This window comes from Streptomyces sp. NBC_00400 (assembly GCF_036048035.1).
In the GTDB taxonomy this organism is placed as follows: Bacteria; Actinomycetota; Actinomycetes; order Streptomycetales; family Streptomycetaceae; genus Streptomyces.
Genome location: NZ_CP107940.1, coordinates 2,341,614 through 2,364,146, shown reverse-complemented (window position 1 = coordinate 2,364,146; position 22,533 = coordinate 2,341,614). Strand labels below are relative to the sequence as shown.

Sequence of the window (22,533 nt, the reverse complement as noted above, 5' to 3'; positions counted from 1 at the left end):
GGGGTTCTCGGGCCTGGTGAGGCGCGGGGAGACGGTCCGCCGGTCAACTGTGAGGTGTTGCACAGCGGCTGCCGCGGCGGGGGCACGCAGCGCAGGGAGTGCCGCCCAAAAGGGCGACTGCTGACGTTCTGACCTGCGGGTATGGGACGGGGGAGAGGCGGGCCCGCAGCGTCAGCGGGTTGGCGGGATTGCGTAAGAGAACGGCGTGTCGTGCATCCCACAGCCGATGGGCGGGATGCCGCCCATAAAGTCGGCAACGCGACGGGACGTCAAAGGTTGCCGGGTCGAGGAGTGGTGACGATAAGGACTCACAAGGAGTTGTTGCACTTGTGAGGGCTCGTCAGGGTCCGGACCGCAGACGGCCTCTCCGCGGCCACGAAGGGAACGGAAGTCATGTCGACTGTTCAATCTGAGGTCAATCCCGGCATTCATCGCGCCGGGCCGGCATCCCTGTACGCCGAGCTGGTCCGGCGAAATCCCGGGGAGCCCGAGTTCCACCAGGCGGCTCTCGAGGTGCTGGAGACGCTGGCCCCCGTGCTGACGGCCCGCCCGGAGTTCGCCGAGGCGAAGATCCTGGAGCGGATCTGCGAGCCGGAGCGGCAGATCATGTTCCGGGTCCCCTGGCAGGACGATTCCGGAGTGATTCACGTCAACCGGGGCTTCCGGGTGGAATTCAACAGTGCGCTCGGCCCGTACAAGGGCGGTCTGCGCTTTCATTCGTCCGTGAATCTGGGAATCGTGAAGTTCCTCGGCTTCGAGCAGATCTTCAAGAATTCCCTGACCGGGCTGAACATCGGCGGCGGCAAGGGCGGCAGCGACTTCGATCCGCACGGCAAGTCGGACGCCGAGGTCATGCGCTTCTGCCAGTCGTTCATGACGGAGCTGCACCGTCATCTCGGCGAGCACACGGACGTACCGGCGGGCGACATCGGCGTCGGCGGCCGGGAGATCGGCTACCTCTTCGGCCAGTACCGGCGGATCACCAACCGCTGGGAGCCGGGTGTGCTGACCGGCAAGGGGCTGGCCTGGGGCGGCTCCAAGGCCCGTACGGAGGCCACCGGCTACGGCAATGTGCTGTTCACCGAGCAGATGCTCAAGCAGCGCGGCGAGGAGCTGGACGGGCAGCAGGTGGTGGTCTCCGGGTCCGGCAATGTCGCGATCTACACCATCGAGAAGGCGCAGGCGCTCGGCGCCAACGTGCTGACCTGCTCGGACTCCGGCGGCTATGTCGTCGACGAGAAGGGCATCGACCTGGCGCTGCTGCGGCAGATCAAGGAGGTCGAGCGCGGCCGGATCAGCGAGTACGCCGAGCGGCGCGGGGTGTCCGCCAAGTATGTGCCCGGTGGGCGGGTGTGGGACGTCGCGTGCGATGTGGCGCTGCCGTCGGCGACCCAGAACGAGCTGGACGAGGACGCGGCCCGGATCCTGGTCCGTAACGGCGTCAAGGCGGTCTCCGAGGGCGCCAACATGCCGACCACCCCGGCAGCGGTGACGCTGCTCAAGGAGGCCGGGGTGGCCTTCGGCCCCGGTAAGGCCGCCAACGCGGGCGGCGTGGCGACCAGCGCGCTGGAGATGCGGCAGAACTCCTCGCGCGAGGCATGGTCCTTCGAGCGTACGGAGGGCGAGCTCGCGACGATCATGCGCTCGATCCACCACCGCTGCTACGAGACCGCGGAACGGTTCGGGCTGCCCGGTGACTATGTCGCCGGCGCCAATATCGCCGGCTTCGAGCGGGTCGCCGACGCGATGCTGGACCAGGGGCTGATCTAGCGGGAGGGCCGGGCGGCGGGGCGGCCCGTAGGGGCGCCGCCCCGCGGCCCCGCTCGTAAGGTGACCGCATGAATATCTGCGTCTTCTGCTCCGCCGCCGACCTCGACGACCGTTATGTCACCCCTGCCCGCCGGTTCGCCGAGCTGATCGGAAAGGGCGGTCATGCGCTGGTCTGGGGCGGTTCGGACACCGGCCTGATGAAGGTCATGGCCGACGGGGTGCAGGACGCCGGGGGCAAGCTGATCGGCGTCTCCGTGGAGTTCCTGGCGCACAAGGCGCGCGAGGGCGCCGATGAGATGGTCGTCACCAAGGACCTCGCCGAGCGCAAGGCGCAGATGCTGGCGCGCGCCGATGCCGTCGTCGTGATGGTCGGTGGCACGGGCACGCTGGACGAGGCCACCGAGATCCTGGAGCTGCGCAAGCACGGGATGCACACCAAGCCGGTGGTGCTGCTGAACACCGCCGGTTTCTACGACGGGTTGAAGGAACAGTTCCAGCGGATGGAAGCGGAGGGGTTCCTGCCGATTCCCCTCACCGACCTGGTCTTCTTCGCGGCGGACGGCGTCGGTGCGCTGGCCTACCTGGAGGAGAAGGCGGGCATGGCCGCCTGACCGGCACGCTCCGCGTCCCCGTCGCCGCTCGTTAGGATCGGCCCCATGGGTACGCACTTGATCACGGGCGCAGGGTCGGGCATCGGAGCGGCGGTCGCACGGCGGCTCGCGCAGCGCGGGGAGGACCTGTGGCTGCTGGCGCGCAACGCGGTGCGGGCCAAGGAGCTGGCCGCGCAGTTCCCCGGCGCCCGCACACTCGTCGGTGACCTCGCCGTGCCCGAGAAGCTGTCCTGGGCGTTCGGACAGCAGCCGCTGCCGGACCGTATCGACTCCCTGGTGCACAGCGCGGGCGTCATCGAGCTGGGCGCGGTCGGCGATCTGCCGGCCAAGGCCTGGCAGCGGCAGCTCGCCGCCAACCTGGTCGCGCCCGCCGAGCTCACCCGGCTGCTGCTGCCGCTGGTACGGGTCGCCCAGGGGCATATCGTCTTCGTCAACTCCGGTGCCGGGCTCCATGCGAACCCCCAGTGGGGCGCGTACGCGGCGAGCAAGCACGGCCTGAAGGCGCTGGCGGACTCGCTGCGGGCGGAGGAGCACGGCAACGGCGTCCGGGTGACCTCGGTCTACCCGGGGCGGACGGCCACGCCGATGCAGGAGAGCACCCACCAGCAGGAGGGCAAGGAGTACGACGCGTCCCGCTGGATCGACCCGGAGTCGGTCGCCACGGCCATCCTCACGGCCGTCGATCTGCCGCGGGACGCGGAGATCAACGATGTGTCGGTGCGGCCCGGCCGGTAACCGCGTGCGCGTGCGCGCAGGCTGTGCCCGGCCGCCTGCCGCGCGGGGACCGGGCCGCGTGGCGCGAGGACCCGTACGGCCGTCCGGTACGCACACCTGGCGCACCCCGCCCGCCGGGCCGCCGCATACCCTGCCTGGGTGAGCGAGAACAGCACGCAGAAGTGGGCCGCGGGCGCGGCGACCGGGATCGGGTCGATGCCGGGCGGTGACGCGCGGGAAGCGGCGAAGACCGTCACCGGATCGCTGGAGGCCTTCCCGTACCTGCCGGAGCTTCCGGCCCGGGGGCCCGGCGCCGACATGATCGGGCGGACCCTGGGGATGCTCGTCGAGGTCTACGGCCATGTGGAGCCCAGCGGCTGGCGGATCAGCGACCGGCCGGGCCGCGACACCCGGCGCGCCCACTCCTGGCTCGGGGAAGACCTCGACGCCCTGGAGGAGTTCACCCAGGGCTACGAGGGGCCGCTGAAGGTCTCCGCGGTCGGCCCGTGGACCCTGGCCACCGCCCTGGAAACGCGCAACGGCGAGGCGGCCCTCGGCGATCCCGGGGCCTGCCGGGACCTTGCGGCGTCCCTGGCGGAGGGGCTGCGCGGCCATCTCGCGGACGTCCGGCGGCGGGTGCCGGGTGCCCGGGTCGTGCTCCAGCTCGACGAGCCCTCGCTGACGGCCGTGCTCCAGGGACGGGTGAAGACCGCGAGCGGCTACCGCACCCACCGCGCCGTGGACCGGGCGGTGGTCGAGGGCGCGCTGCGTGATCTTGTGGCGGTGGCGGACGGCGGTCCCGTGGTCGTCCACTCGTGCGCGCCCGAGGTGCCGTTCGGGCTGCTGCGGCGGGCCGGTGTCACGGGCATCTCGTTCGATTTCTCCCTGCTCACCGAGCGTGAGGAAGAAACGATCGGCGAAGCCGTCGAAGGCGGTACGACGCTGTTCGCGGGCGTGGTGCCGGGCGTGGACAGCCGATTGTCAGACCCTGCCGGTAGCGTCATGGGTGTCAGGACGCTGTGGCGCAGGCTGGGGCTGACGCCGGGGACTCTGAGCGAGTCCGTGGTGATCACTCCCGCGTGCGGGCTCGCGGGCGCTTCGCCCGCTTATGCCCGCTCGGCCCTCGACCACTGCGTCCGGGCGGCGAGATCACTCGCAGACAACCCTGAGTGACCGCACTCAAGGACCACGGGAGGACAAGACGGTGGCTGGCGAACAGCACGCAGCTCAATCCGACGTGCCCGCGGCGGCGCGGGAGAAGCACGCGCAGCTCGCTGAGCAGATCGAGGAGCACCGCTTCCGGTATTACGTGAAGGACGCCCCGGTCGTCAGCGACGCGGAGTTCGACCGGCTGCTGCGCTCCCTGGAGGCACTGGAGGACGAGCACCCCGAGCTGCGCACCCCCGATTCGCCGACCCAGAAGGTCGCCGGGGCGTACGCCACGGAGTTCACCGAGGTCGAACACCGGGAACGGATGCTGTCGCTCGACAACGCCTTCGACGGCGAGGAGTTGGCGGGCTGGGCCGAGCGGATCGCCGCTGAGCTGGGCGGCGACCCCCGGAGCGCCGGATACCACTTCCTGTGCGAGCTGAAGGTCGACGGCCTCGCGGTCAACCTCACCTACGAACACGGCCGGCTGACCCGCGCCGCCACCCGCGGCGACGGCCGTACGGGCGAGGACATCACGCCCAACGTCCGGACCATTGCCGAGATCCCGCACCGTCTCAACGGTGACCGGATCCCGGATCTGGTCGAGGTGCGCGGGGAGGTCTACTTTCCGATGGAGAAGTTCCTGGAGCTCAACGAGCGGCTGGTGGCCGAGGGCAAGCCGCCGTTCGCCAACCCCCGTAACGCCGCGGCCGGTTCGCTGCGCCAGAAGGACCCCAAGGTCACGGCCCTCCGCCCGCTGCACATGGTCGTCCACGGCATCGGCGCCCGCGAAGGCCTGGAGATCGACCGCCAGTCGGAGGCCTACGACCTGCTCAAGGGGTGGGGCCTGCCGACGGCCACGCACAACGAGGTCGTCGACTCCCTGGCGGCCGTGCGCGAGTTCATCGCCCACTACGGCGACGCCGAAACCCGCCGTACGGCCGTCGAGCACGAGATCGACGGCGTGGTGGTCAAGCTGGACGAGATCCGGCTGCAGGGGCGGCTGGGGTCGACCTCGCGGGCGCCGCGCTGGGCGATCGCCTGGAAGTACCCGCCGGAGGAGGTCAACACCCAGCTCGTCGACATCCGTGTCGGCGTCGGCCGTACGGGGCGGGTCACGCCGTATGCCGTGGTCGAGCCGGTGACGGTGGCCGGCTCGGAGGTGGAGTTCGCCACCCTGCACAACCAGGACGTGGTCAAGGCCAAGGGCGTGTTCATCGGGGACACCGTCGTGATCCGCAAGGCCGGTGACGTCATTCCGGAGATCCTGGGCCCGGTCGTCGACCTGCGGGACGGCACCGAGCGGGAGTTCGTGATGCCGGCCGAGTGCCCCGAGTGCGGGACGGCGCTGCAGCCCGCCAAGGAAGGCGATATCGACCTGCGGTGCCCCAACGCCCGTGCCTGCCCCGCCCAGATCCGCGAGCGGCTGTTCTATCTGGCCGGCCGCAAATGCCTGGACATCGAGAACTTCGGCTATGTCGCGGCGACGGCGCTCAGCCAGCCGCTGGAGCCCGCCGAGCCCCCGCTCAAGGACGAGGGTGATCTTTTCGGCCTCTCCATCGAGCAGCTGCTGCCCATCAAGTCGTACGTCCTCGACCCCGACTCCGGCCTGCCCAAGCGCGATCCCAAGACCGGCGAGGAGAAGGTCGTCACCTTCTTCGCCAACCAGAAGGGCGAGCCGAAGAAGAACGCCCTGGCCATGCTGGAGAACATCCAGGCGGCCAAGGAGCGCCCGCTGGCCCGGATCATCACAGGCCTGTCGATCCGGCATGTGGGCCCGGTGGCGGCCGAGGCGCTGGCGCGGGAGTTCCGCTCGATCGACCGCATCCGGGACGCGGACGAGACGGAGCTGGCCGCCGTCGACGGCGTCGGAGCCACCATCGCCGCCTCGTTGAAGCAGTGGTTCGCCGTGGACTGGCACCAGCAGATCATCGAGAGCTGGCGGGCCGCCGGCGTCCGGATGGAGGAGGAGCGGACGGGTGAGGAGGGCCCGCGTCCCCTCGAAGGCGTCACCGTCGTCGTAACGGGCACACTTCAGTCACACACCAGAGATGGCGCGAAAGAGGCCCTACAGAACCTCGGAGCGAAGGTGACCGGTTCCGTTTCGAAGAAGACCGGATTCGTAGTGGTGGGCGACAACCCCGGTTCGAAGTACGACAAGGCCATGCAGTTGAAGGTCCCCGTGCTGGACGATGATGGCTTCGCGGTGCTGCTGGAGCAGGGTCCTGACGCAGCGCGAGCGGTAGCTGTCACTCCGCCTGAGGAGGAGTGAGGTGTCACCCCATCGGCGCATACCAGATTGATCCGCGACGCCGGGTCGCATTCGGGCAACCGTCGTCGATCGCTGCCCGTGGCGGCCTTCCGCGGCCTACTGTTGAGGAGTGCGCCTGCCGTGGCGCGGGCACAGCCGGCTGTGAGAGGGATCGGAATGAAACCGACCGACAGTGCCGCTCCGGCGTCGCGGCTCCGGCGGCTCGTCGTGCCCGCGCTGCCCGCGACCATCGTCCTCGTGGCGGGCCTCGCGCTCGCCACGGGCGTCATCGTCACCCTGGGCAAAGGTGACGCGCTGTTCCCCGGCGCCTCCATAGGCTGGTCGCTGGCGGTCCTCACCGGCGTCATCGTCGGCCATCTGGTCGCCCTCGGCCGGGACCGCTGGTGGGGCGGCACGGGCTCCGGCGCCGCCCTGTCCCTGGCCGTGCTGCTGCTCTACGGCTGGGTGCCCGCCACCCTCGTCAGCCTCTCCGTCGTCGTCCTGGTCGGCGCCGCCCGGCGGCACCGCTGGCGGCAGGCCGTGGTGCACGGTGCCGTGGACATCCTCGGCATCGGCGCCGCGGCGCTCGGCCTCGCCGCGTTCGGCGTGGTCTCCAGCGTCCGCCACCCCTGGGCCCCGCCGTCCTGGAACCTCGCCGTCCTCCCCGAAGTCGTCGTCACCGCCGCCGGCTACCTCTTCGTCAGCCGCGGCCTGTTGTGGGTCAGCCTCGCCCCGCGCACCGGCCAGCTGCCCGCCATCCCCCGAACGGCCGTACTGCGCCAGGCACTCGTCGGCATCGCCCTGCTCGGTATCTCCCCGCTGATCGCCGTCTGCGCCCTCTACGCCCCTCTGCTGCTGCCGCTGTTCGCGGTCCCGCTCATCGCGCTGGACTCCACCCTCTGGATAGCCCGCGCCCGCGCCGAGGAGCAACTGCGCGACCCGCTCACCGGCCTGCCCAACCGCCAGTGGCTGCTGGAGCGCACCTGGACCGCGCTGGACGACGCCGAACGCGTCGGCTCCCGCTCGGCGCTGGTCCTCATCGACCTGGACCGCTTCCGTTCCGTCAACGACACCCTCGGCCACCTGGCCGGCGACCGCCTGCTGCTGCAGATCGCCGACCGCCTGCGGCATGCCCTGCCGCGCGGCGCCGAGGCGGCCCGGCTCGGCGGCGACGAGTTCGCCGTCCTGCTGCCCACCACCGACTCCCTCACCAGCTCCCAGCGGGTGGCCCGCTCGCTCGTCGCCGCCCTCGGCTCCCCGCTGGACCTCGACGGCCTGACCCTCGTGCTCGAAGCCAGCGCGGGCGTCGCCGTCTTCCCCGACCACGCCCTCGATGCCGAAGGGCTGCTGCGCCGGGCCGATGTGGCCATGTACCAGGCCAAGCGCGACCGCAGCGGGGTCGAGCTCTACGAGGCCAAGCGCGACGGCAACACCCCCGACCGTCTCGGCCTGTTGGGCGATCTGCGCCGCGCCCTGGACGCCGGTGATGTCGAGCTGCACTACCAGCCCAAGGTCGGCTTCGACGGACACGTCGCCGGGCTGGAGGCACTGGTCCGCTGGGTGCATCCGGACCGCGGCCGGGTGCCACCGGACGAATTCATCGCCATCGCCGAGTCCTCCGGGCTGATGCCCCGGCTGACGGAGTACGTCCTCGAAACGGCACTCGCCCAGGTGGCGCGCTGGCGCGCGATGGGCCTGGAGGTGCCGGTCGCCGTCAATGTCTCCCCGCGCGATGTGCACTCCCCGGGCTTCGCCGGAGCGGTCGCCGCCCGGCTCGCCCGGCACCGCGTCCCACCCGGCGCCCTCCAACTGGAGATCACCGAACATGTCCTGCTGGAGGACCCGCAGCGGGCCGCCGACACCCTCGCCGGGCTCACCGCGCACGGCGTGAAGATGTCGCTCGACGACTTCGGCACCGGCTACTCCTCCCTCGTCCACCTGCGGCGGCTCCCGGTGAGCGAGCTGAAGATCGACCGCTCCTTCGTGGCCCGGCTCGCCGTCGACAACGAGGACGCCGAGATCGTCCGCTGCACCCTCGACCTCGCCCACTCCCTCGGCCTCCTGGTCGTCGCCGAGGGCGTCGAGGACGACGAGACCTGGGAGCGGCTGCGCGACCTGGGCTGTGATGCCGTACAGGGCTGGCTGGTGGCCGCCGCGATGCCACCGGACGAGACCACGGCATGGCTGAGAGCCCGCGGCGAGCGCGGCTGGCAGCGTGCATCGGAGAAGGCCGCCCTGGCGGCGGAGAAGGCCGCCGAGCGCCCTTCGGGACAGGTCTTGAACTGACCCGGCCACCGGCCGTCCCATGTCCCCGTTCCGAAGAACCTGCACAGACGCCCTCAGCAGTGACCCTGCCCGATGAACACCGGCCGTCGGACAGCGGTGAGGCCGGCGTGTCCGGTGTGTCCGGCGTGTCCGGCGTGTCCGGCGACGGAGAGGTGTCCGGCGGCAGCGATGCGTCCGGCACGAGTGACGCGTCCGGTGAACACGTTCCCTCTGATGAGGCCGAGGTGACGGAGGAGGCAGACGAGCCGTCCGGGCCGGAGGCTCCCTAGGCGTCCCAGGCGTCCTAGGCGTCCTAGGCGTCCTAGGCGTCCTAGGCGCCCCAGGCGTCCCAGGAGTTCCAGGTGTCCGAGGCGCCCCCAGGTGGGTGGTCCCGGCGCGAGAGTGACAACTCCTGGTCGCGGCCGGTCGGCTGGCCGGCTGGTCGGTGCTGCGGCCCGCCCGACCCCCTCGCACGGCGGTTCGGTCATGGCAGGATCGGCGCATGGCTCAGGGCAACGAGTACCTCCTGGACAACCGGCAGGCCGAGGCGGGCACCCGCTTCGACGCGCTGGCCGCCCTCTTCGACGCCTCGACGTTCCGGCACTTCGAGACGGTCGGGATCGACGAGGGGTGGCGGTGCTGGGAGGTCGGTGCCGGAGGGCCGACCGTCGCCGCGTGGCTCGCCGAGCGCACCGGGCCCCGCGGGCGCGTGCTCGCCACCGACATCGATGTGTCCTGGGCCGAAACGGCCGCCGCCGGGGGAGTCGAAGTGCTCCGCCACGACGTGGCCCGCGACGAGCCCCCGGCCGGTCCCTTCGACCTGATCCACGCCCGCCTCGTCCTCGTCCACGTCACCGACCGCGATGCCGCGCTGCGCACCCTGGTCCAGGCACTCCGCCCCGGCGGTCGGCTGCTGATCGAGGACGCCGACCCGGCGCTCCAGCCGCTGATCTGCCCCGATGCGTACGGCCCCGAGCAGGAGCTCGCCAACCGGCTGCGCAGCGGCTTCCGTCAGCTGCTGCGGCAGCGCGGCGCCGACCTCGCCTACGGGCGCAAGCTGCCGCGGCTGCTGCGCGAGGCCGGCCTCACCGATGTCGAGGCCGACGCCTACTTCCCGATCGCCTCGCCCGCGTGCGACGCCCTCGAAGCGGCCACGGTCCACCAGGTGCGCGACAAGCTCACCGCCGCGGGCCTGGCCACCGACGACGAGATCGAGCAGCACCTCGCCAACATCGCGGCCGGGCGTCTCGACCTCGCCACCGCACCGATGATCTCGGCCTGGGGCCGCCGGCCCTTGGAAGACAGCCCCGGCCACGACTAGCCACTCCTCGCCGGCCCCTCCCGGCCACCCCTGGGCGGGTGTCGCGTCCCGGCACGCCCAGGGCCGCGTCGTCCTCCGGCGGATCGTGAAATCGCCCCCGTTCCGGCGCTCACGGCCGCCCCCGGCGAAACGGTTTCGCGGCAGCTCTTGCGTACGCCATAGGATTGGGCCGGAAAAGTTCACAGGAGCATTCGACGAGAAGACTCCTCCTGGACTCTCCGCCCGGAACACTCCGCCCAGAACACCAGAGGATCGCTGCATGCCTGGCATCACGCGCGAGGAGGTCGCCCACCTCGCCCGGCTGGCACGTCTGGAGCTGAAGGCAGAAGAGCTCGACCACTTCGCCACGCAGCTCGACGACATCATCGGCGCGGTCGCCCGCGTCTCCGAGGTCGCCGACCAAGACGTACCGCCGACCTCCCACCCGCTGCCCCTGACCAACGTCATGCGGCCGGACGAGGTCCGTCCGTCGCTGACCCCCGAGCAGGCGCTCTCCGGCGCCCCGGCCCAGGAGCAGCAGCGTTTCAGGGTGCCGCAGATCCTGGGGGAGGAGTGACCGTGAGCGACGCACGCGCGGCCGCCGGGCCGCACCCGACCGCGAAAGCCGCACCTCTGCGCCGCGCGGGCGGAGAAGCGAACGAAGAAGCTAGGGCCATGGCAGACCTGATCAAGCTCACCGCCGCCGGGATCGCGGCGAAGATCGCCTCCGGCGAGGTCACCGCCGTCGAGGTGACCGAGGCCCACCTGGCGCGCATCGAGGCCGTCGACGAGAAGGTGCACGCCTTCCTGCACGTCGACCGCGAGGGCGCGCTCGCCCAGGCCCGCGCCGTGGACGAGAAGCGCGCCCGCGGCGAACAGCTCGGCCCGCTGGCCGGTGTCCCGCTCGCGCTCAAGGACATCTTCACGACGGAGGGGGTCCCCACCACCGTCGGGTCGAAGATCCTCGAAGGCTGGCTCCCGCCGTACGACGCGACGCTGACCAAGAAGCTCAAGGCCGCCGACGTCGTCATCCTCGGCAAGACCAACATGGACGAGTTCGCCATGGGGTCCTCCACCGAGAACAGCGCCTACGGCCCGACCGGCAACCCCTGGGACCTCACCAAGATCCCCGGCGGCTCCGGCGGCGGCTCCAGCGCCGCCCTCGCCTCCTACGAGGCCCCGCTCGCGATCGGCACGGACACCGGCGGTTCCATCCGCCAGCCCGCGTCCGTCACCGGCACGGTCGGCGTCAAGCCCACCTACGGCGGTGTCTCCCGCTACGGCATGGTGGCGTTCTCCAGCTCCCTGGACCAGGGCGGCCCGTGCGCCCGTACGGTCCTGGACGCGGCGCTGCTCCACGAGGTCATCGCCGGCCACGACCCGCTGGACTCCACCTCCATCGACGCGCCGGTCCCGCCGGTCGTCGAGGCGGCGCGCAACGGCAGCGTCGAGGGCATGCGCGTCGGCGTCGTCAAGCAGTTCCGCGGCGAGGGCTACCAGGCCGGTGTCATCCAGCGCTTCGACGAGTCCGTCGAGCTGCTGAAGGAGCTGGGCGCCGAGATCGTCGAGCTGGACTGCCCGTCCTTCGACCTGGCGCTGTCCGCGTACTACCTGATCGCGCCCTCGGAGTGCTCCTCCAACCTGGCCCGCTTCGACGCCATGCGCTACGGCCTGCGGGTCGGCGACGACGGCACGAAGTCCGCCGAGGACGTCACGGCCCTGACCCGTGAGGCCGGCTTCGGCGACGAGGTCAAGCGCCGGATCATGCTCGGCACGTACGCGCTCAGCTCCGGCTACTACGACGCGTACTACGGCTCCGCCCAGAAGGTGCGGACGCTGATCACCCGCGACTTCGAGAAGGCCTTCGAAAAGGTCGACGTGATCGTTTCGCCGACCACGCCGACCACCGCCTTCCCGATCGGCGAGCGCGCCGACGACCCGATGGCGATGTACCTCGCCGACCTGTGCACGATCCCCACCAACCTGGCAGGCAACGCGGCGATGTCGCTGCCCTGCGGCCTGGCGCCCGAGGACGGGATGCCGGTGGGCCTGCAGATCATCGCTCCTGCCATGGCCGACGACCGGCTCTACAAGGTCGGTGCCGCGGTCGAGACCGCGTTCACCGCCAAGTGGGGTCACCCGCTGCTCGAGGAGGCACCTGCACTGTGAGCGCCATGACCAAGAAGGCCAAGAACTTCAAGAAGTCCAAGGGCGGGCTGTACCTGTCGATCGGCAGCACCGCTTTCGGCGCCCTCAGCGTCGCCAAGCAGGCCAAGCTGGCCCGTCAGGAGAACGACACGCTCCGCCTGATCGATGCCGCCGTCTCGGCCGCGGCGATCGTCACCGGCCTGGCGATCCTCTACCGCGAACTGAAGCGCCTGGGCGACGACGACGTCCTGCTGGGCTGAGAGGGAAAGTTTCACCGTGACTGTCACTGACCTGGTGTCGTACGAGGACGCCCTCGCGGCGTACGACCCCGTCATGGGCCTGGAGGTCCATGTCGAGCTCGGCACCAAGACCAAGATGTTCTGCGGGTGTTCCACCACCCTGGGCGCGGACGCCAATGCGCAGACCTGCCCCACCTGTCTCGGCCTGCCCGGCTCGCTGCCGGTCGTCAACGCGATCGGCGTCGAGTCCGCGATCAAGATCGGCCTGGCGCTGAACTGCTCCATCGCCGAATGGTGCCGTTTCGCCCGGAAGAACTACTTCTATCCGGACATGCCGAAGAACTTCCAGACCTCCCAGTACGACGAGCCGATCGCCTTCGACGGCTACCTCGACGTACAGCTGGAGGACGGGGAGATCTTCCGGGTGCACATCGAGCGCGCCCACATGGAGGAGGACACCGGTAAGTCCACCCACATCGGTGGTGCCACCGGCCGTATCCACGGCGCCCGGCACTCCCTCCTGGACTACAACCGCGCCGGTATCCCGCTCATCGAGATCGTCACCAAGCCGATCGAGGGCGCGGGCGAGCGGGCCCCCGAGGTCGCCAAGGCGTACGTCGCCGAGCTGCGCGAGCTCATCAAGGCGCTCGGCGTCTCCGAGGCCCGGATGGAGCAGGGCCAGATGCGCTGCGACGTGAACCTGTCGCTGCGTCCCCAGGGCACCGAGACGTTCGGTACGCGGTCGGAGACCAAGAACGTCAACTCCCTGCGCTCCGTCGAGCGTGCGGCCCGGTTCGAGATCCAGCGGCACGCCGCGGTGCTCTCCTCCGGCGGCACGATCGTCCAGGAGACCCGGCACTTCCACGAGGAGGACGGCTCGACCACGGCCGGCCGCATCAAGGACAACGCCGAGGACTACCGCTACTTCCCCGAGCCGGACCTGGTGCCGGTGGCCCCCTCCCGCGAGTGGGTCGAGGAACTGCGGGCGGCTCTGCCCGAGCTGCCGCGGGTGCGCCGCAACCGGCTGCGCGAGGAGTGGGGCATCTCCGAGCACGACATGCAGTCGATCCTCAACGCGGGCGCGGTCGACCTGATCACCGCCACTGTCGACGCCGGTGCGGACTCCGCCTCGGCCCGTAAGTGGTGGATGGGCGAGCTGGCCCGCCGCGCCAACGAGGACGGCGTGGACCTGGCCGCCCTGCCGATCACCCCCGAGCAGGTCGCCCGGGTCACCGCGCTGGTGGCCGACGGCTCGCTCAACGACAAGCTGGCCCGTCAGACCATCGAGGGTGTGCTGGCCGGCGAGGGCGACCCGGACACCGTCGTCGAGAAGCGCGGCCTGAAGGTCGTCTCCGACGAGGGCGCCCTGGGCACCGCCGTCGACGAGGCCATCGCCGCCAATGCCGCCATCGCCGACAAGATCCGCGGCGGCAAGGTGGCCGCGGCCGGAGCACTGGTCGGCGCGGTCATGAAGGCCACCCGGGGCCAGGCGGACGCGGCCCGCGTCCGTGAGCTGATTCTTGAGCGCCTTGGCGCGAAGGAATAATGGAGCACAGCCTGGAGAAGTTGGGCGTCGAGGGCTGACGCACCCACCCGTCCGGCAGCGTTGAGCGGCCGTCCTCCCGAGAAATCACTCCCGGGAGGGCGGCCGCTTCGTCGTATCGCCCTCCTGATCGGCCCGTCCCTCCTGATCGGCCCGTCCCACCCGATCGGCCGTCCCACCCGATCGGCCCGGCCCGACCGGGGAATGCCGGAGCCTGCCGCCATGCTGTGATCAAGGAGAGGCCCCTCCGCCGTCCGAGGACGAGGACGAAAACGAGGACGGGGCATCACCCTTGGGCCAGTTGGAGGAACGGTGCAGCACGAATCTCTCGCCGCGAGGATCGGCCGGGTCGGCGTCTGGCACGGCGGGCTCGGCGGGGTGCCGGCCGCCGTCGCGCGCCGGGCGGCGGCCGAGATCGAGCAACTGGGGTACGGCGCCCTGTGGTTCGGCGAGACGCCGGCCAGCGAGTCGGTGAGCCTGGCCGGTCTGCTGCTGGCCGCCACCGAGCGGATCACGGTCGCCACCGGCATCGCCAACATCTGGGTCAGGGACGCGTCCGCCGCGCACGCCGCCGCTCAGACCCTGGCCGAGGCGTACGACGGACGCTTCGTGCTCGGCCTGGGCGCGAGCCACGCCCCGCTGGTGGATGCGCGCGGCCACAGCTACACCAAGCCGCTCGCGGCGATGCGGGCCTATCTCGACGCGATGGACGGGGCTCCGTACGACGGTCCGACGGCCGATCCGGCGCCGGGCCGGGTGCTGGCGGCGCTCGGCCCCAAGATGCTGGAGCTGGCGCGGGACCGGACGGACGGCGCCCACCCGTACTTCGTCACCCCCGAACACACCGCCCGAGCCCGCGACATCCTCGGCACCGGTCCGCTGCTCGCGCCGGAACAGGCCGTGCTGCTGGAGTCCGACCCCGCGACGGCCCGCGCCCTGGCCCGTGAACACCACACGCGCCTCTATCTGCAGCTGCCGAACTACACCGGCAATCTGCGACGGCTCGGCTTCGGGGACGAGGACTTCCTCGGCGGCGGCAGCGACCGGCTGGTGGACGCGATCGTGGCGTGGGGCGACGTGGACGCCATCCGGCGCCGGGTCGCCGAACACCACGAGGCCGGAGCGGACCATGTCGCCCTCCAGCCCGTGGCGGCGGACCGGGGGCTCGGGATCGATCAACTGCGGGAACTGGCACCGGTGTTGATCGAATCCTGAGGCCGCGGCGGCGCGCAGTGCGTGGGGGCTTCCTCCTCCTCAGGCGGCGGTACCCGTGGCCGGCTGCTCGGGCGGGGTGTCCTTGTGGCTGACTGCCAGGTAGCCCACGAGCAGCACGATCGGGACGATGAGTGCCAGCGTGACCGGACCCGTCCCCCAGCCGAGGCCGCCGCGGGAGGTGGAGACGCCCATCCAGTCGGCGAAGGAGGCCCCGAGCGGGCGGGTCAGGACGTACGCCCACCAGAAGGCGGCGACGGCGTTGAGGCCGAAAAAGCGCCGGGACAGCGCCGGCACCGCGATGAGGGCGGTGAACAGGATGCCCGAGGGCAGATAGCCCCAGTGCAGGGTGCCCGCGGTGAGGTCGCCGGCCGCGGTGCCGAGGGCGAAGGTGGCGAGCACGGTCGCCCAGTAGAAGGTCTCGCGGCGGCGGGTGCGGATGCTGTGGATCGAGAGCGTTCCCTCGGACACGTACCAGGCCGTCAGGATCGCGGCCAGCCCGGCCGAGAAGGCCAGGGCCGAGACCGGGTACGGGATGCCGGCGATGACGTGGACGACATCGGCGGCCATGGTGCCGAAGACGCTGACCATGACGATGGCGGACCAGTAGATCCAGGGCCGGTAGCGGGTGGTCCGGAACTGGAGGATGAGCAGGGCCACCAGCCCGGCGAGTCCCAGGCTGCCGGCCGGTATCGGGCCGAGCGTCCGGCCGAGGTAGTCCGAGGCCGTCTCTCCCATGCCGGTGGTGAGTACCTTCACTCCCCAGAACACGGCCGTGACCTGCGGTACCTTGCTCCAGCCCGGTCCGTGTCCGGCGTCGGGCGTGGGGGTGCGGGACCGCTCCTCGCCCACGGGTCGTGCTGGTGCCTTGCTGCTCGACTGTGTCATCGTCATGTCCGCCCTCCCGGCGCGGTGCGCCGTGTCCGCAACCTGCTCGATTCCGGGCGTGGTTCAGCCGCCCACGCGTGCCCGTGAGCGGTGCCCAGCTTTCGTCTACATGACTGTAGACGATCGGGTGGGGTGCGCCGCGACCGCCCTCGGGCCCGCGGTGCCGGGGCTGCCGTACCCGCATTCGGGCCCGCTGAGGTCGTCCGGTGGCGCGCGGCGCCGGATGATCGTCCTGACAGCTCGGCGGAAGGGTGCGTACGGGAGCAGCGACATGGGCGAGGACCCACGGCACGGCAATCGGCCCCACGGCGGGGCCGCGGAACATGGCGGGGCAGCGGAACACGGCGGGACCGAGGAACACGGCGGGGAATCCGCCGGGGCGGGCGGTTCAGGAGGCCTGGGCCGCAGACGGTTTCTCGGGGCCGCCGCCGTAGGGGCCGCCGGTCTCGCCGTGGGGGTGTCCGCCGGTTGTGACGCCCCGTCCGGCAAAAGCCACGGCGCCGGCGATCAGGGCGATCTCGCCGCGGAACGGGACCGGCCGGGGCACCCCGACTGGCGGATCCGTTCGGCCGGTCCGCCCGATGCGGTCGAGGGGTACACCGACAGGGTGAGCGTCCTGCCGGGCGAGGAGTTCGGGCTGTACGTCTCGACCACCGCACCCGGCTTCCGTGTCGCGGCCTACCGGGTGGGCTGGTACCGCGGGGCCCAGGCCCGGCGGGTCTGGCGCTCGGGCCGGGTGGCCGGACGGCGCCAGGGCCACCCGAGGCTGCTGCCCGGAACCCGCAGCGTACGGGCGGACTGGGAGCGCAGCCTCCGGGTGCGTACGGACGGCTGGCCGCCGGGCGCCTATCTGCTCCGGCTGGACGCGGAGCACGGGCACCAGCGGTACGTCCCGCTGGTCGTCCGCTCGGCCCGCACCACCGGCCGGACGGTGCTGATGCATGCGGTGTCGACCTGGCAGGCGTACAACGCGTGGGGCGGCTACAGCCTCTACCGGGGCACGGACGGCGGGTACGGGTCGCGCTCGCTGGCCGTCAGCTTCGACCGGCCCTACGACTCCGACGGGGCCGGGAAGTTCCTGGTCTACGAGCGCGCGCTGGTGGTCCTCGCGGAACGGCTCGGGCTCCCGCTGGCCTACACCACCGGGGTGGACGTCCACCGTGACCCGTCGGCGCTGCGGGGCGCCACGGCGGCGCTCTCGCTCGGCCACGACGAGTACTGGACGCCGCAGCAGCGGGAGCACGTCACCCGGGCCCGCGACGCCGGCACCAACCTGGCCTTCCTCGGGGCCAACGCCTGCTTCCGCCGGGTCAGGCTGGAGCCGGGGCCGGGGCCGGGGCCGGGGCCGGGGCCGGGGCCGGGGCCGGGGCCGGGGCCGGGGCCGGGAACGGGGCCGGGAACGGGATCGGGGCGGGGGCTGGAACCGGAGCAGGGGCAGGGGACGGGGCGGGGGTCGGATTCGTCCGGTGCCCTGCGCACCGTGGTCTGCTACAAGACCTCCTACCGGGACGATCCACGCTTCGCCGGTCCGCACCGGGCGCTGCCGACCCACGACTTCCGCCAACCGCCCGCCGCCGACCCGGAGTCCGCCCTGACCGGTGTCTTCTACGAGGGCTACCCGACGGATGCGCCCTATGTCGTGCACAACGCGGACCACTGGCTCTTCGCGGGGACGGGCGCGAAGCGGGGCGATGCCTTCGCCCACCTGGTCGGGGTGGAGTACGACCGGGTGACCCCACAGGCGCCCACGCCGGAGCGGCTGGAGATCCTTGCCCACTCACCGCTCGTCTGCAACGGCCGGCGCAGCCACGCGGACTCCGCCTATTACACCGTGCCGAGCGGCGCCGGCGTCTTCTCCTCCGGAACGATGCGGTGGGTGGAGGCCCTGATGGCCGGAACGCGCGAGGACGGCCGTGACCACGACATGGACGACCGGACGCGAGCCTTCGTCACCCGCACCACCGAGAACCTGCTCCGCGCCTTCGCCGTGGCACCCGCGGCGAAGATCCGGCCGGCCCCGCGGAACAACGTGGCTGCTGTGTACGGGACTTGAAAGTGCTGGCGAAATGACCTTCAAGGTGGCTGGTGCAGTCCGGGACTGATGATCCGGGGGTGTGCAGTGGCTCGGCCGGAGCTGTGGGCACGGGGCATGGCTCCGGACTCGGTGCCCAACGCGGGGTCGTTGAGCGAGCATTCGCCCACCTGCACTGGTTCCGCCGCCCGCGGATCCGCTGGGAGATACGCGACGACATCCACGAAGCCTTCCGCACCCTCGGATGCGCACTGATCTGCTGGCGACGCCTGCACTCCCCAGAGGAATGTCAGGACAGGCACGGCTTGCGTCGACAGCCCGGTGGCCGCCCTCAGGTTGGCTTGCGCCACACGGAGATGTGCTTCGCGGAGTCCTGGGTGAACGGCGCCCCGTCCCAGTCCGCGACGCGACGTTCCAGCTCTAGACCAGCGATCCGTGCCATCAGGTCGAGCTCTGCCGGCCAGGCATACCGGTGCCGGGAGTTGCCGCGGCGGTAGCGGCCGTCGTCGCCGTCGCGGGTGACGTGGTGCGAGACGAGAATCTGCTCGACCAGGTCGAAGGTGTCGAAGCCGAGATGCTGCTCAGAGACGTCGAACGGCACCGCGACCTGGCCGGGCGGCAGGAACCGCAGCGGCGGCACGCCCAGCTCGATGACGAATCGGCCGCCGGGCTCCAGATGACGTGCGGCGTTGCGGAAGCACTCGACCTGCTCGTCCTGCGTGAGCAGGTTCGTGATGGTGTTGTAGACGAGATAGACCAGGGTGAACTCGCCGGCGACGACGGTGGTAGCCATGTCCCCGAGGGCTACCGGGAGCGTGCCCTCGTCGGTCTTGCGCCGCAGCACTGCTGCCATGTGCTCGGACAGTTCGATGCCCACTACCGGCACGCCGCGTTCCCGGAGCGGAACGCCCACTCGTCCGGTCCCGATGGCGAACTCCAGTGCCCGGCCATCTCCGGCGAGCTCGGCGAGGAAGGAGAGAGTCGGTCCGAGAACGGCAGCCGAGGATCTTTCGGTCTCCTCGACGTCGTAGCGGTCGGCGGTTGCACGGGTCCACAGCTCACTGCTCGTCACGTGCGGCCACTTTGCCGGGTGCAGAGGGGCGCTGTCGACGCCTTTACCTTCCACCGGCTCCGATCACACAGTTCGGGGCAAGCCGGTACGGACCTTCCAGGGCACCCTCCGGCTCGGGGACAGCGGTGCGGTCGTTCTCCTCGGCGCAGCGTGCGAGAGGCCATCCCCGCATCGGGAGGGACCGTCGCCGCATCCGGGGTGAGCGTTGCTGGAGTTGGCCCCCCTGAGATTGGGGGGACAGCCGCAGTGAGTACCGGCGCCCGCGCTTCTAGCGTCTGACGGCGTGAGATGTTTACCGAACAAAGCGAAGAAACTTCCCTTTGGTATGCGCCGGCCGAGGCGATGCGCGACCGCGTTGGCCGCGGCCTCGGCCGTGCTGGTGCTCGCTGCCCCCGCGGCGAACGCGGTGGCCCGGCCGGCCCCCTCAGCCGCCTGCGATGCGGCCCGCGGCGCGGTCACCGACTCCGTAGACACCCTGGTCACCCGGCACGGCGTACCGGGCGCGGCGGCCGAAGTGGTCGACCCGGGGTGCGGCCGGTGGACGGCGGCCAGCGGCGTTGCGGACCGGGCCACCGGCCGCCCGATGAACGCCGGGGACCGGCTGCGGATCGGCAGCGTCACCAAGACCTTCACCGCCACGGTCGTCGTGCAGCTCGCCGCCGAGGGCCGGATCGCACTGGACGCCCCGGTCGAGCGCTATCTTCCCGGACTGATCCGGGGCAACGGCTACGACGGCCGCACGATCACCGTACGGCAGCTCCTCCAGCACACCAGCGGCCTTCCCGACTACGTCGAATCCCTCGGCAAGGGGCCCGTGAACGAGTGGCGGTTCCGCCACTTCGAGCCCCGCGAACTGATCGCGGCCGCGCTGAAGATGCCGCACCCGGACAAGCGGTGGCACTACGCGACCACCAACGCCGTCATCGCCGGACTCGTCGTCGAGAAGGTCACCGGGCGCGGCGTCGAGGCGGAGGTGACCCGCCGGATCCTGGATCCCCTCGGTCTGCGCGACACCTACTGGCCCGGCGACAGCACGCGGATCCGGGGCCCGCACTCGCACAGCTACTTCCCCTACGTCCCCACTCCCGAGCGGCAGGCGTCCGAGCGTCAGGGAGCCGAGCAGGAGAGCCAGGAACAGGAGGGCCGGGAGCCGCAGGGCCGGGAGCCGCAGGGCCGGGAACAGCCGGGCCAGGAACAGCCGGGCCAGGAGCAGCCGAACGGCACGCCGTTGGCCGACGGGACCGCGTGGAACACGACCTTCGGCGGGGCGGGCGGTGCGCTGATCTCCACACCCGCCGATGTGAACCGGTTCTACCGCGGGCTGTTCGGCGGGAAGTTGCTGCCCGCGCGCTGGCTCGCCGAGATGAAGCACACCGTCCCCGCCGACCCGCAGCGGCTGTGGCCCGGCGCCCGGTACGGACTCGGTCTGATCGCCTCCCCGCTGCAGTGCGGTGGGATGTGGTGGGGGCACAGCGGGACGGTGCCCGGCGGACACCGCGCGTTGGGCGCGGTCACCCCGGATGGCCGCAGCATCGCCCTCGCACTCAACAAGGTGCCCGAAACCGACCAGGCAGAGGCCAACTTCCGCGCCATCGTCGACCGCGCCTTCTGTGCGGGCCACCGCACCCCTCATCAGATCGAGGAGTCCACGTGATCAGCCTCAGCCCGGCCCTGCGCCGCGCCTCGGCAGCGGGCATCGCCCTCGCTGCCTGCCTCGCCGCTTCCCCCGCCGTGTCCGCGGCCACCGCGCCCCCCGCCGCGGCAACCGCGCCCCCCGCCGCGGCAACCGCGCCCCCCGCCGCGGCAACCGCGCCCCCCGCCGCGGACCGTGACCGCGCCGCGGCAACCGCCGGACACAGAACCGGCACCGGCACCGGGACCGGGACCGGGCTCGACCGTTACTACCGGCAGCGCCTCGCCTGGGGCAGCTGCATCAAGGGCCCCGACGACTCGATGGGCCATGGCCTGGAGAAGGCCGGTGTGCGGTGCGCGGACGTGACCGTGCCACTGGACTACGCCGCCCCCCGAGGCCGGACGATCACCGTCGCGATATCCCGGCTCAAGGCCACCGACACCCGCCACCGCATCGGCTCGATGCTCCTCAACAACGGCGGCCCGGGCGGCCCTGCCGTCCAGTCCCCGCCGGACGTCCGCAAGGCGATGAAGGCGGTCGGCCCGCGCTACGACATCATCGGCTTCGACCCGCGCTTCGTCGGACGCAGCACCCCGCTGGACTGCGGTTGGCCCGTCGGCACCAGCATCCTCTCGGCCGGTCTCAGCCGCGCGAGCTTCGACCGGCAGGTCACCTTCCAGAAGGGCCTGGCCGACAAGTGCCGGGCCACCAACGCGTCGGTGCTGCCGCACATCAGCACCCGCAATACGGCGCGCGACATGGACGTCATCCGAGGTGCGCTCGGCGAGCGGAAAATCTCCTACCTGGGCTACTCCTACGGAACCTACTTGGGCACGGTGTACACCCAGCTGTTCCCCGGCCGCTTCGACCGGACCGTGCTGGACGGGGCGCTCGCCCCGGACGGTTACGGCCCCCGGCTGCTTCAGGGTGCCGAGCCCGAGAACGAGCGGGCGCTCTCCGACTGGGCCGCCTGGGCGGCGCGCCGCAACGTCGCCTACGGCCTCGGCCGCACCCGTGCCGACGTGCTCGCCACGGTCCGCGGTGTCGTCGCGGCGTCGGCGCGCGGCCTGACGGTCGGCACCGCCCCCGAGGTCTTCCGCCTCGACGACACCCAGGTGCCGTCCCTGATCACTGCCGAAATCGCCGACGACACCGACCCGCAGCGGGCCGCCCTCGGCGAGCAGATGGCCGTACTGCGCAAGGCCGCGAGCGGGCAGCCGACCCGGCTGTCCCCGCAGTTCGCCGCAGCCCTGCGGAACATGCTGAACGGCGAGGACGCGAAATCCGCCGGGGCGCAGTCCGCGATCATCTGCGGGGACAAGCCGGCCCCGCGCGACCCCGAGCGCTACTGGCAGGACATCGAGCGCAGCCGCGCCGAGCACGCGCTCTTCGGCCCGCTGACCAACAACATCGGACCGTGCGCCTTCTGGGACCGGCCGCGCGAGAAGCCCACCCAGGTGCGCCACGACGCCCCGGCGCTGATCGTGGCCGCCACCGGCGACCCGCGCGCCACGTACAAGAACAGTCTCGCTCTGCACGGCCTGCTGCCGAGCTCCCGGCTGATCACCCTCAAGGGCGCCAACCGGCACGGGATCTACGGCGAATACGGCAACGCCTGCGTGGACGCCAAGGTCAACCGGTACCTGGCCACCGGAAAGCTGCCGCAAGACGACCTGACCTGCGTCAAGCGGGCCGGCTAGCGGTTG

General features: G+C 71.5%; 17 protein-coding genes. 15 read left to right on the top strand and 2 right to left on the bottom strand.

Features of this window, described 5'->3' with window-relative positions:
• Positions 1-393 precede the first annotated feature (393 nt).
• The 12 genes from gdhA (at position 394) to OHS81_RS10210 (ending at position 15,205) form a co-directional block, all read left to right on the top strand.
• Positions 394-1,770 carry an NADP-specific glutamate dehydrogenase gene (gene gdhA, locus OHS81_RS10265; RefSeq protein WP_328384481.1) on the top strand — a complete coding sequence of 459 codons (1,377 nt, stop codon included), beginning with the start codon at positions 394-396 and terminating at the stop codon, positions 1,768-1,770.
• A 68-nt stretch (positions 1,771-1,838) separates the two neighbouring features.
• Positions 1,839-2,381, top strand: a complete 543-nt coding sequence (locus tag OHS81_RS10260) for a TIGR00730 family Rossman fold protein (protein WP_328384479.1) — start codon at positions 1,839-1,841, stop codon at positions 2,379-2,381.
• Positions 2,382-2,426: 45 nt separating this feature from the next.
• Complete coding sequence (locus OHS81_RS10255) at positions 2,427-3,116, top strand: SDR family oxidoreductase (RefSeq protein WP_328384477.1); 690 nt, start codon at positions 2,427-2,429, stop codon at positions 3,114-3,116.
• Between the two features lie 138 nt (positions 3,117-3,254).
• Positions 3,255-4,268 carry a methionine synthase gene (locus OHS81_RS10250; RefSeq protein ID WP_328384475.1) on the top strand — a complete coding sequence of 338 codons (1,014 nt, stop codon included), beginning with the start codon at positions 3,255-3,257 and terminating at the stop codon, positions 4,266-4,268.
• Between the two features lie 31 nt (positions 4,269-4,299).
• Positions 4,300-6,516, top strand: a complete 2,217-nt coding sequence (gene ligA / locus OHS81_RS10245; protein WP_328384473.1) for an NAD-dependent DNA ligase LigA — start codon at positions 4,300-4,302, stop codon at positions 6,514-6,516.
• A 156-nt stretch (positions 6,517-6,672) separates the two neighbouring features.
• Complete coding sequence (locus OHS81_RS10240; protein WP_328384471.1) at positions 6,673-8,781, top strand: putative bifunctional diguanylate cyclase/phosphodiesterase; 2,109 nt, start codon at positions 6,673-6,675, stop codon at positions 8,779-8,781.
• A gap of 481 nt (positions 8,782-9,262) precedes the next feature.
• Positions 9,263-10,081, top strand: coding sequence for a class I SAM-dependent methyltransferase (locus tag OHS81_RS10235; RefSeq protein ID WP_328384469.1), 819 nt, complete (start codon positions 9,263-9,265; stop codon positions 10,079-10,081).
• Between the two features lie 259 nt (positions 10,082-10,340).
• Positions 10,341-10,637 (top strand): Asp-tRNA(Asn)/Glu-tRNA(Gln) amidotransferase subunit GatC, encoded by a 297-nt coding sequence (gatC, locus tag OHS81_RS10230; protein ID WP_328384467.1) that lies wholly within the window; start codon positions 10,341-10,343, stop codon positions 10,635-10,637.
• Between the two features lie 98 nt (positions 10,638-10,735).
• A complete protein-coding gene (gatA, locus tag OHS81_RS10225) occupies positions 10,736-12,229 on the top strand; it encodes an Asp-tRNA(Asn)/Glu-tRNA(Gln) amidotransferase subunit GatA (RefSeq protein ID WP_328384465.1) in 1,494 nt (497 codons plus the stop codon).
• Between the two features lie 5 nt (positions 12,230-12,234).
• The gene (locus tag OHS81_RS10220; protein WP_030087700.1) at positions 12,235-12,468 is read left to right on the top strand and encodes a hypothetical protein; all 234 of its coding nucleotides are present in this window, start codon (positions 12,235-12,237) and stop codon (positions 12,466-12,468) included.
• 16 nt (positions 12,469-12,484) lie between these two features.
• Positions 12,485-13,993: an Asp-tRNA(Asn)/Glu-tRNA(Gln) amidotransferase subunit GatB gene (gene gatB, locus OHS81_RS10215; RefSeq protein ID WP_328384464.1), complete on the top strand. Its 1,509-nt coding sequence runs from the start codon at positions 12,485-12,487 to the stop codon at positions 13,991-13,993.
• Between the two features lie 309 nt (positions 13,994-14,302).
• The gene (locus tag OHS81_RS10210; protein WP_328384462.1) at positions 14,303-15,205 is read left to right on the top strand and encodes an LLM class F420-dependent oxidoreductase; all 903 of its coding nucleotides are present in this window, start codon (positions 14,303-14,305) and stop codon (positions 15,203-15,205) included.
• Positions 15,206-15,244: 39 nt separating this feature from the next.
• Here OHS81_RS10210 and OHS81_RS10205 read toward each other — a convergent pair whose 3' ends face one another.
• Entirely contained in the window at positions 15,245-16,096 is an 852-nt protein-coding gene (locus tag OHS81_RS10205; RefSeq protein ID WP_443058675.1) for a COG4705 family protein, read from the bottom strand.
• 103 nt (positions 16,097-16,199) lie between these two features.
• Here OHS81_RS10205 and OHS81_RS10200 point away from each other — a divergent pair, with 103 nt between their 5' ends.
• Positions 16,200-18,143 carry a N,N-dimethylformamidase beta subunit family domain-containing protein gene (locus tag OHS81_RS10200; protein ID WP_328384460.1) on the top strand — a complete coding sequence of 648 codons (1,944 nt, stop codon included), beginning with the start codon at positions 16,200-16,202 and terminating at the stop codon, positions 18,141-18,143.
• Positions 18,144-18,453: 310 nt separating this feature from the next.
• Here the strand turns inward: OHS81_RS10200 and OHS81_RS10190 are convergent, their stop codons facing one another.
• Positions 18,454-19,194 (bottom strand): class I SAM-dependent DNA methyltransferase, encoded by a 741-nt coding sequence (locus OHS81_RS10190; RefSeq protein WP_328384458.1) that lies wholly within the window; start codon positions 19,192-19,194, stop codon positions 18,454-18,456.
• Positions 19,195-19,519: 325 nt separating this feature from the next.
• Between OHS81_RS10190 and OHS81_RS10185 the strand changes: the two genes are divergently transcribed.
• Positions 19,520-20,848, top strand: coding sequence for a serine hydrolase domain-containing protein (locus tag OHS81_RS10185; RefSeq protein ID WP_328384456.1), 1,329 nt, complete (start codon positions 19,520-19,522; stop codon positions 20,846-20,848).
• The gene (locus OHS81_RS10180) at positions 20,845-22,527 is read left to right on the top strand and encodes an alpha/beta fold hydrolase (protein WP_328384454.1); all 1,683 of its coding nucleotides are present in this window, start codon (positions 20,845-20,847) and stop codon (positions 22,525-22,527) included. The genes OHS81_RS10185 and OHS81_RS10180 overlap by 4 nt, the downstream gene beginning before the upstream one ends.
• Positions 22,528-22,533 lie beyond the last annotated feature (6 nt).

Excerpts from the sequence above, each read along its gene's own strand:
- gdhA (WP_328384481.1), top strand. The coding sequence starts at position 394 with ATGTCGACTGTTCAATCTGAGGTCAATCCCGGCATTCATCGCGCCGGG.
- OHS81_RS10260 (WP_328384479.1), top strand. The coding sequence starts at position 1,839 with ATGAATATCTGCGTCTTCTGCTCCGCCGCCGACCTCGACGACCGTTAT.
- OHS81_RS10255 (WP_328384477.1), top strand. The coding sequence starts at position 2,427 with ATGGGTACGCACTTGATCACGGGCGCAGGGTCGGGCATCGGAGCGGCG.
- OHS81_RS10240 (WP_328384471.1), top strand. The coding sequence starts at position 6,673 with ATGAAACCGACCGACAGTGCCGCTCCGGCGTCGCGGCTCCGGCGGCTC.
- OHS81_RS10235 (WP_328384469.1), top strand. The coding sequence starts at position 9,263 with ATGGCTCAGGGCAACGAGTACCTCCTGGACAACCGGCAGGCCGAGGCG.
- gatC (WP_328384467.1), top strand. The coding sequence starts at position 10,341 with ATGCCTGGCATCACGCGCGAGGAGGTCGCCCACCTCGCCCGGCTGGCA.
- gatA (WP_328384465.1), top strand. The coding sequence starts at position 10,736 with ATGGCAGACCTGATCAAGCTCACCGCCGCCGGGATCGCGGCGAAGATC.
- OHS81_RS10220 (WP_030087700.1), top strand. The coding sequence starts at position 12,235 with ATGACCAAGAAGGCCAAGAACTTCAAGAAGTCCAAGGGCGGGCTGTAC.
- OHS81_RS10205 (WP_443058675.1), bottom strand. The coding sequence starts at position 16,096 with ATGACGATGACACAGTCGAGCAGCAAGGCACCAGCACGACCCGTGGGC.
- OHS81_RS10200 (WP_328384460.1), top strand. The coding sequence starts at position 16,200 with ATGACTGTAGACGATCGGGTGGGGTGCGCCGCGACCGCCCTCGGGCCC.
- OHS81_RS10185 (WP_328384456.1), top strand. The coding sequence starts at position 19,520 with ATGCGCCGGCCGAGGCGATGCGCGACCGCGTTGGCCGCGGCCTCGGCC.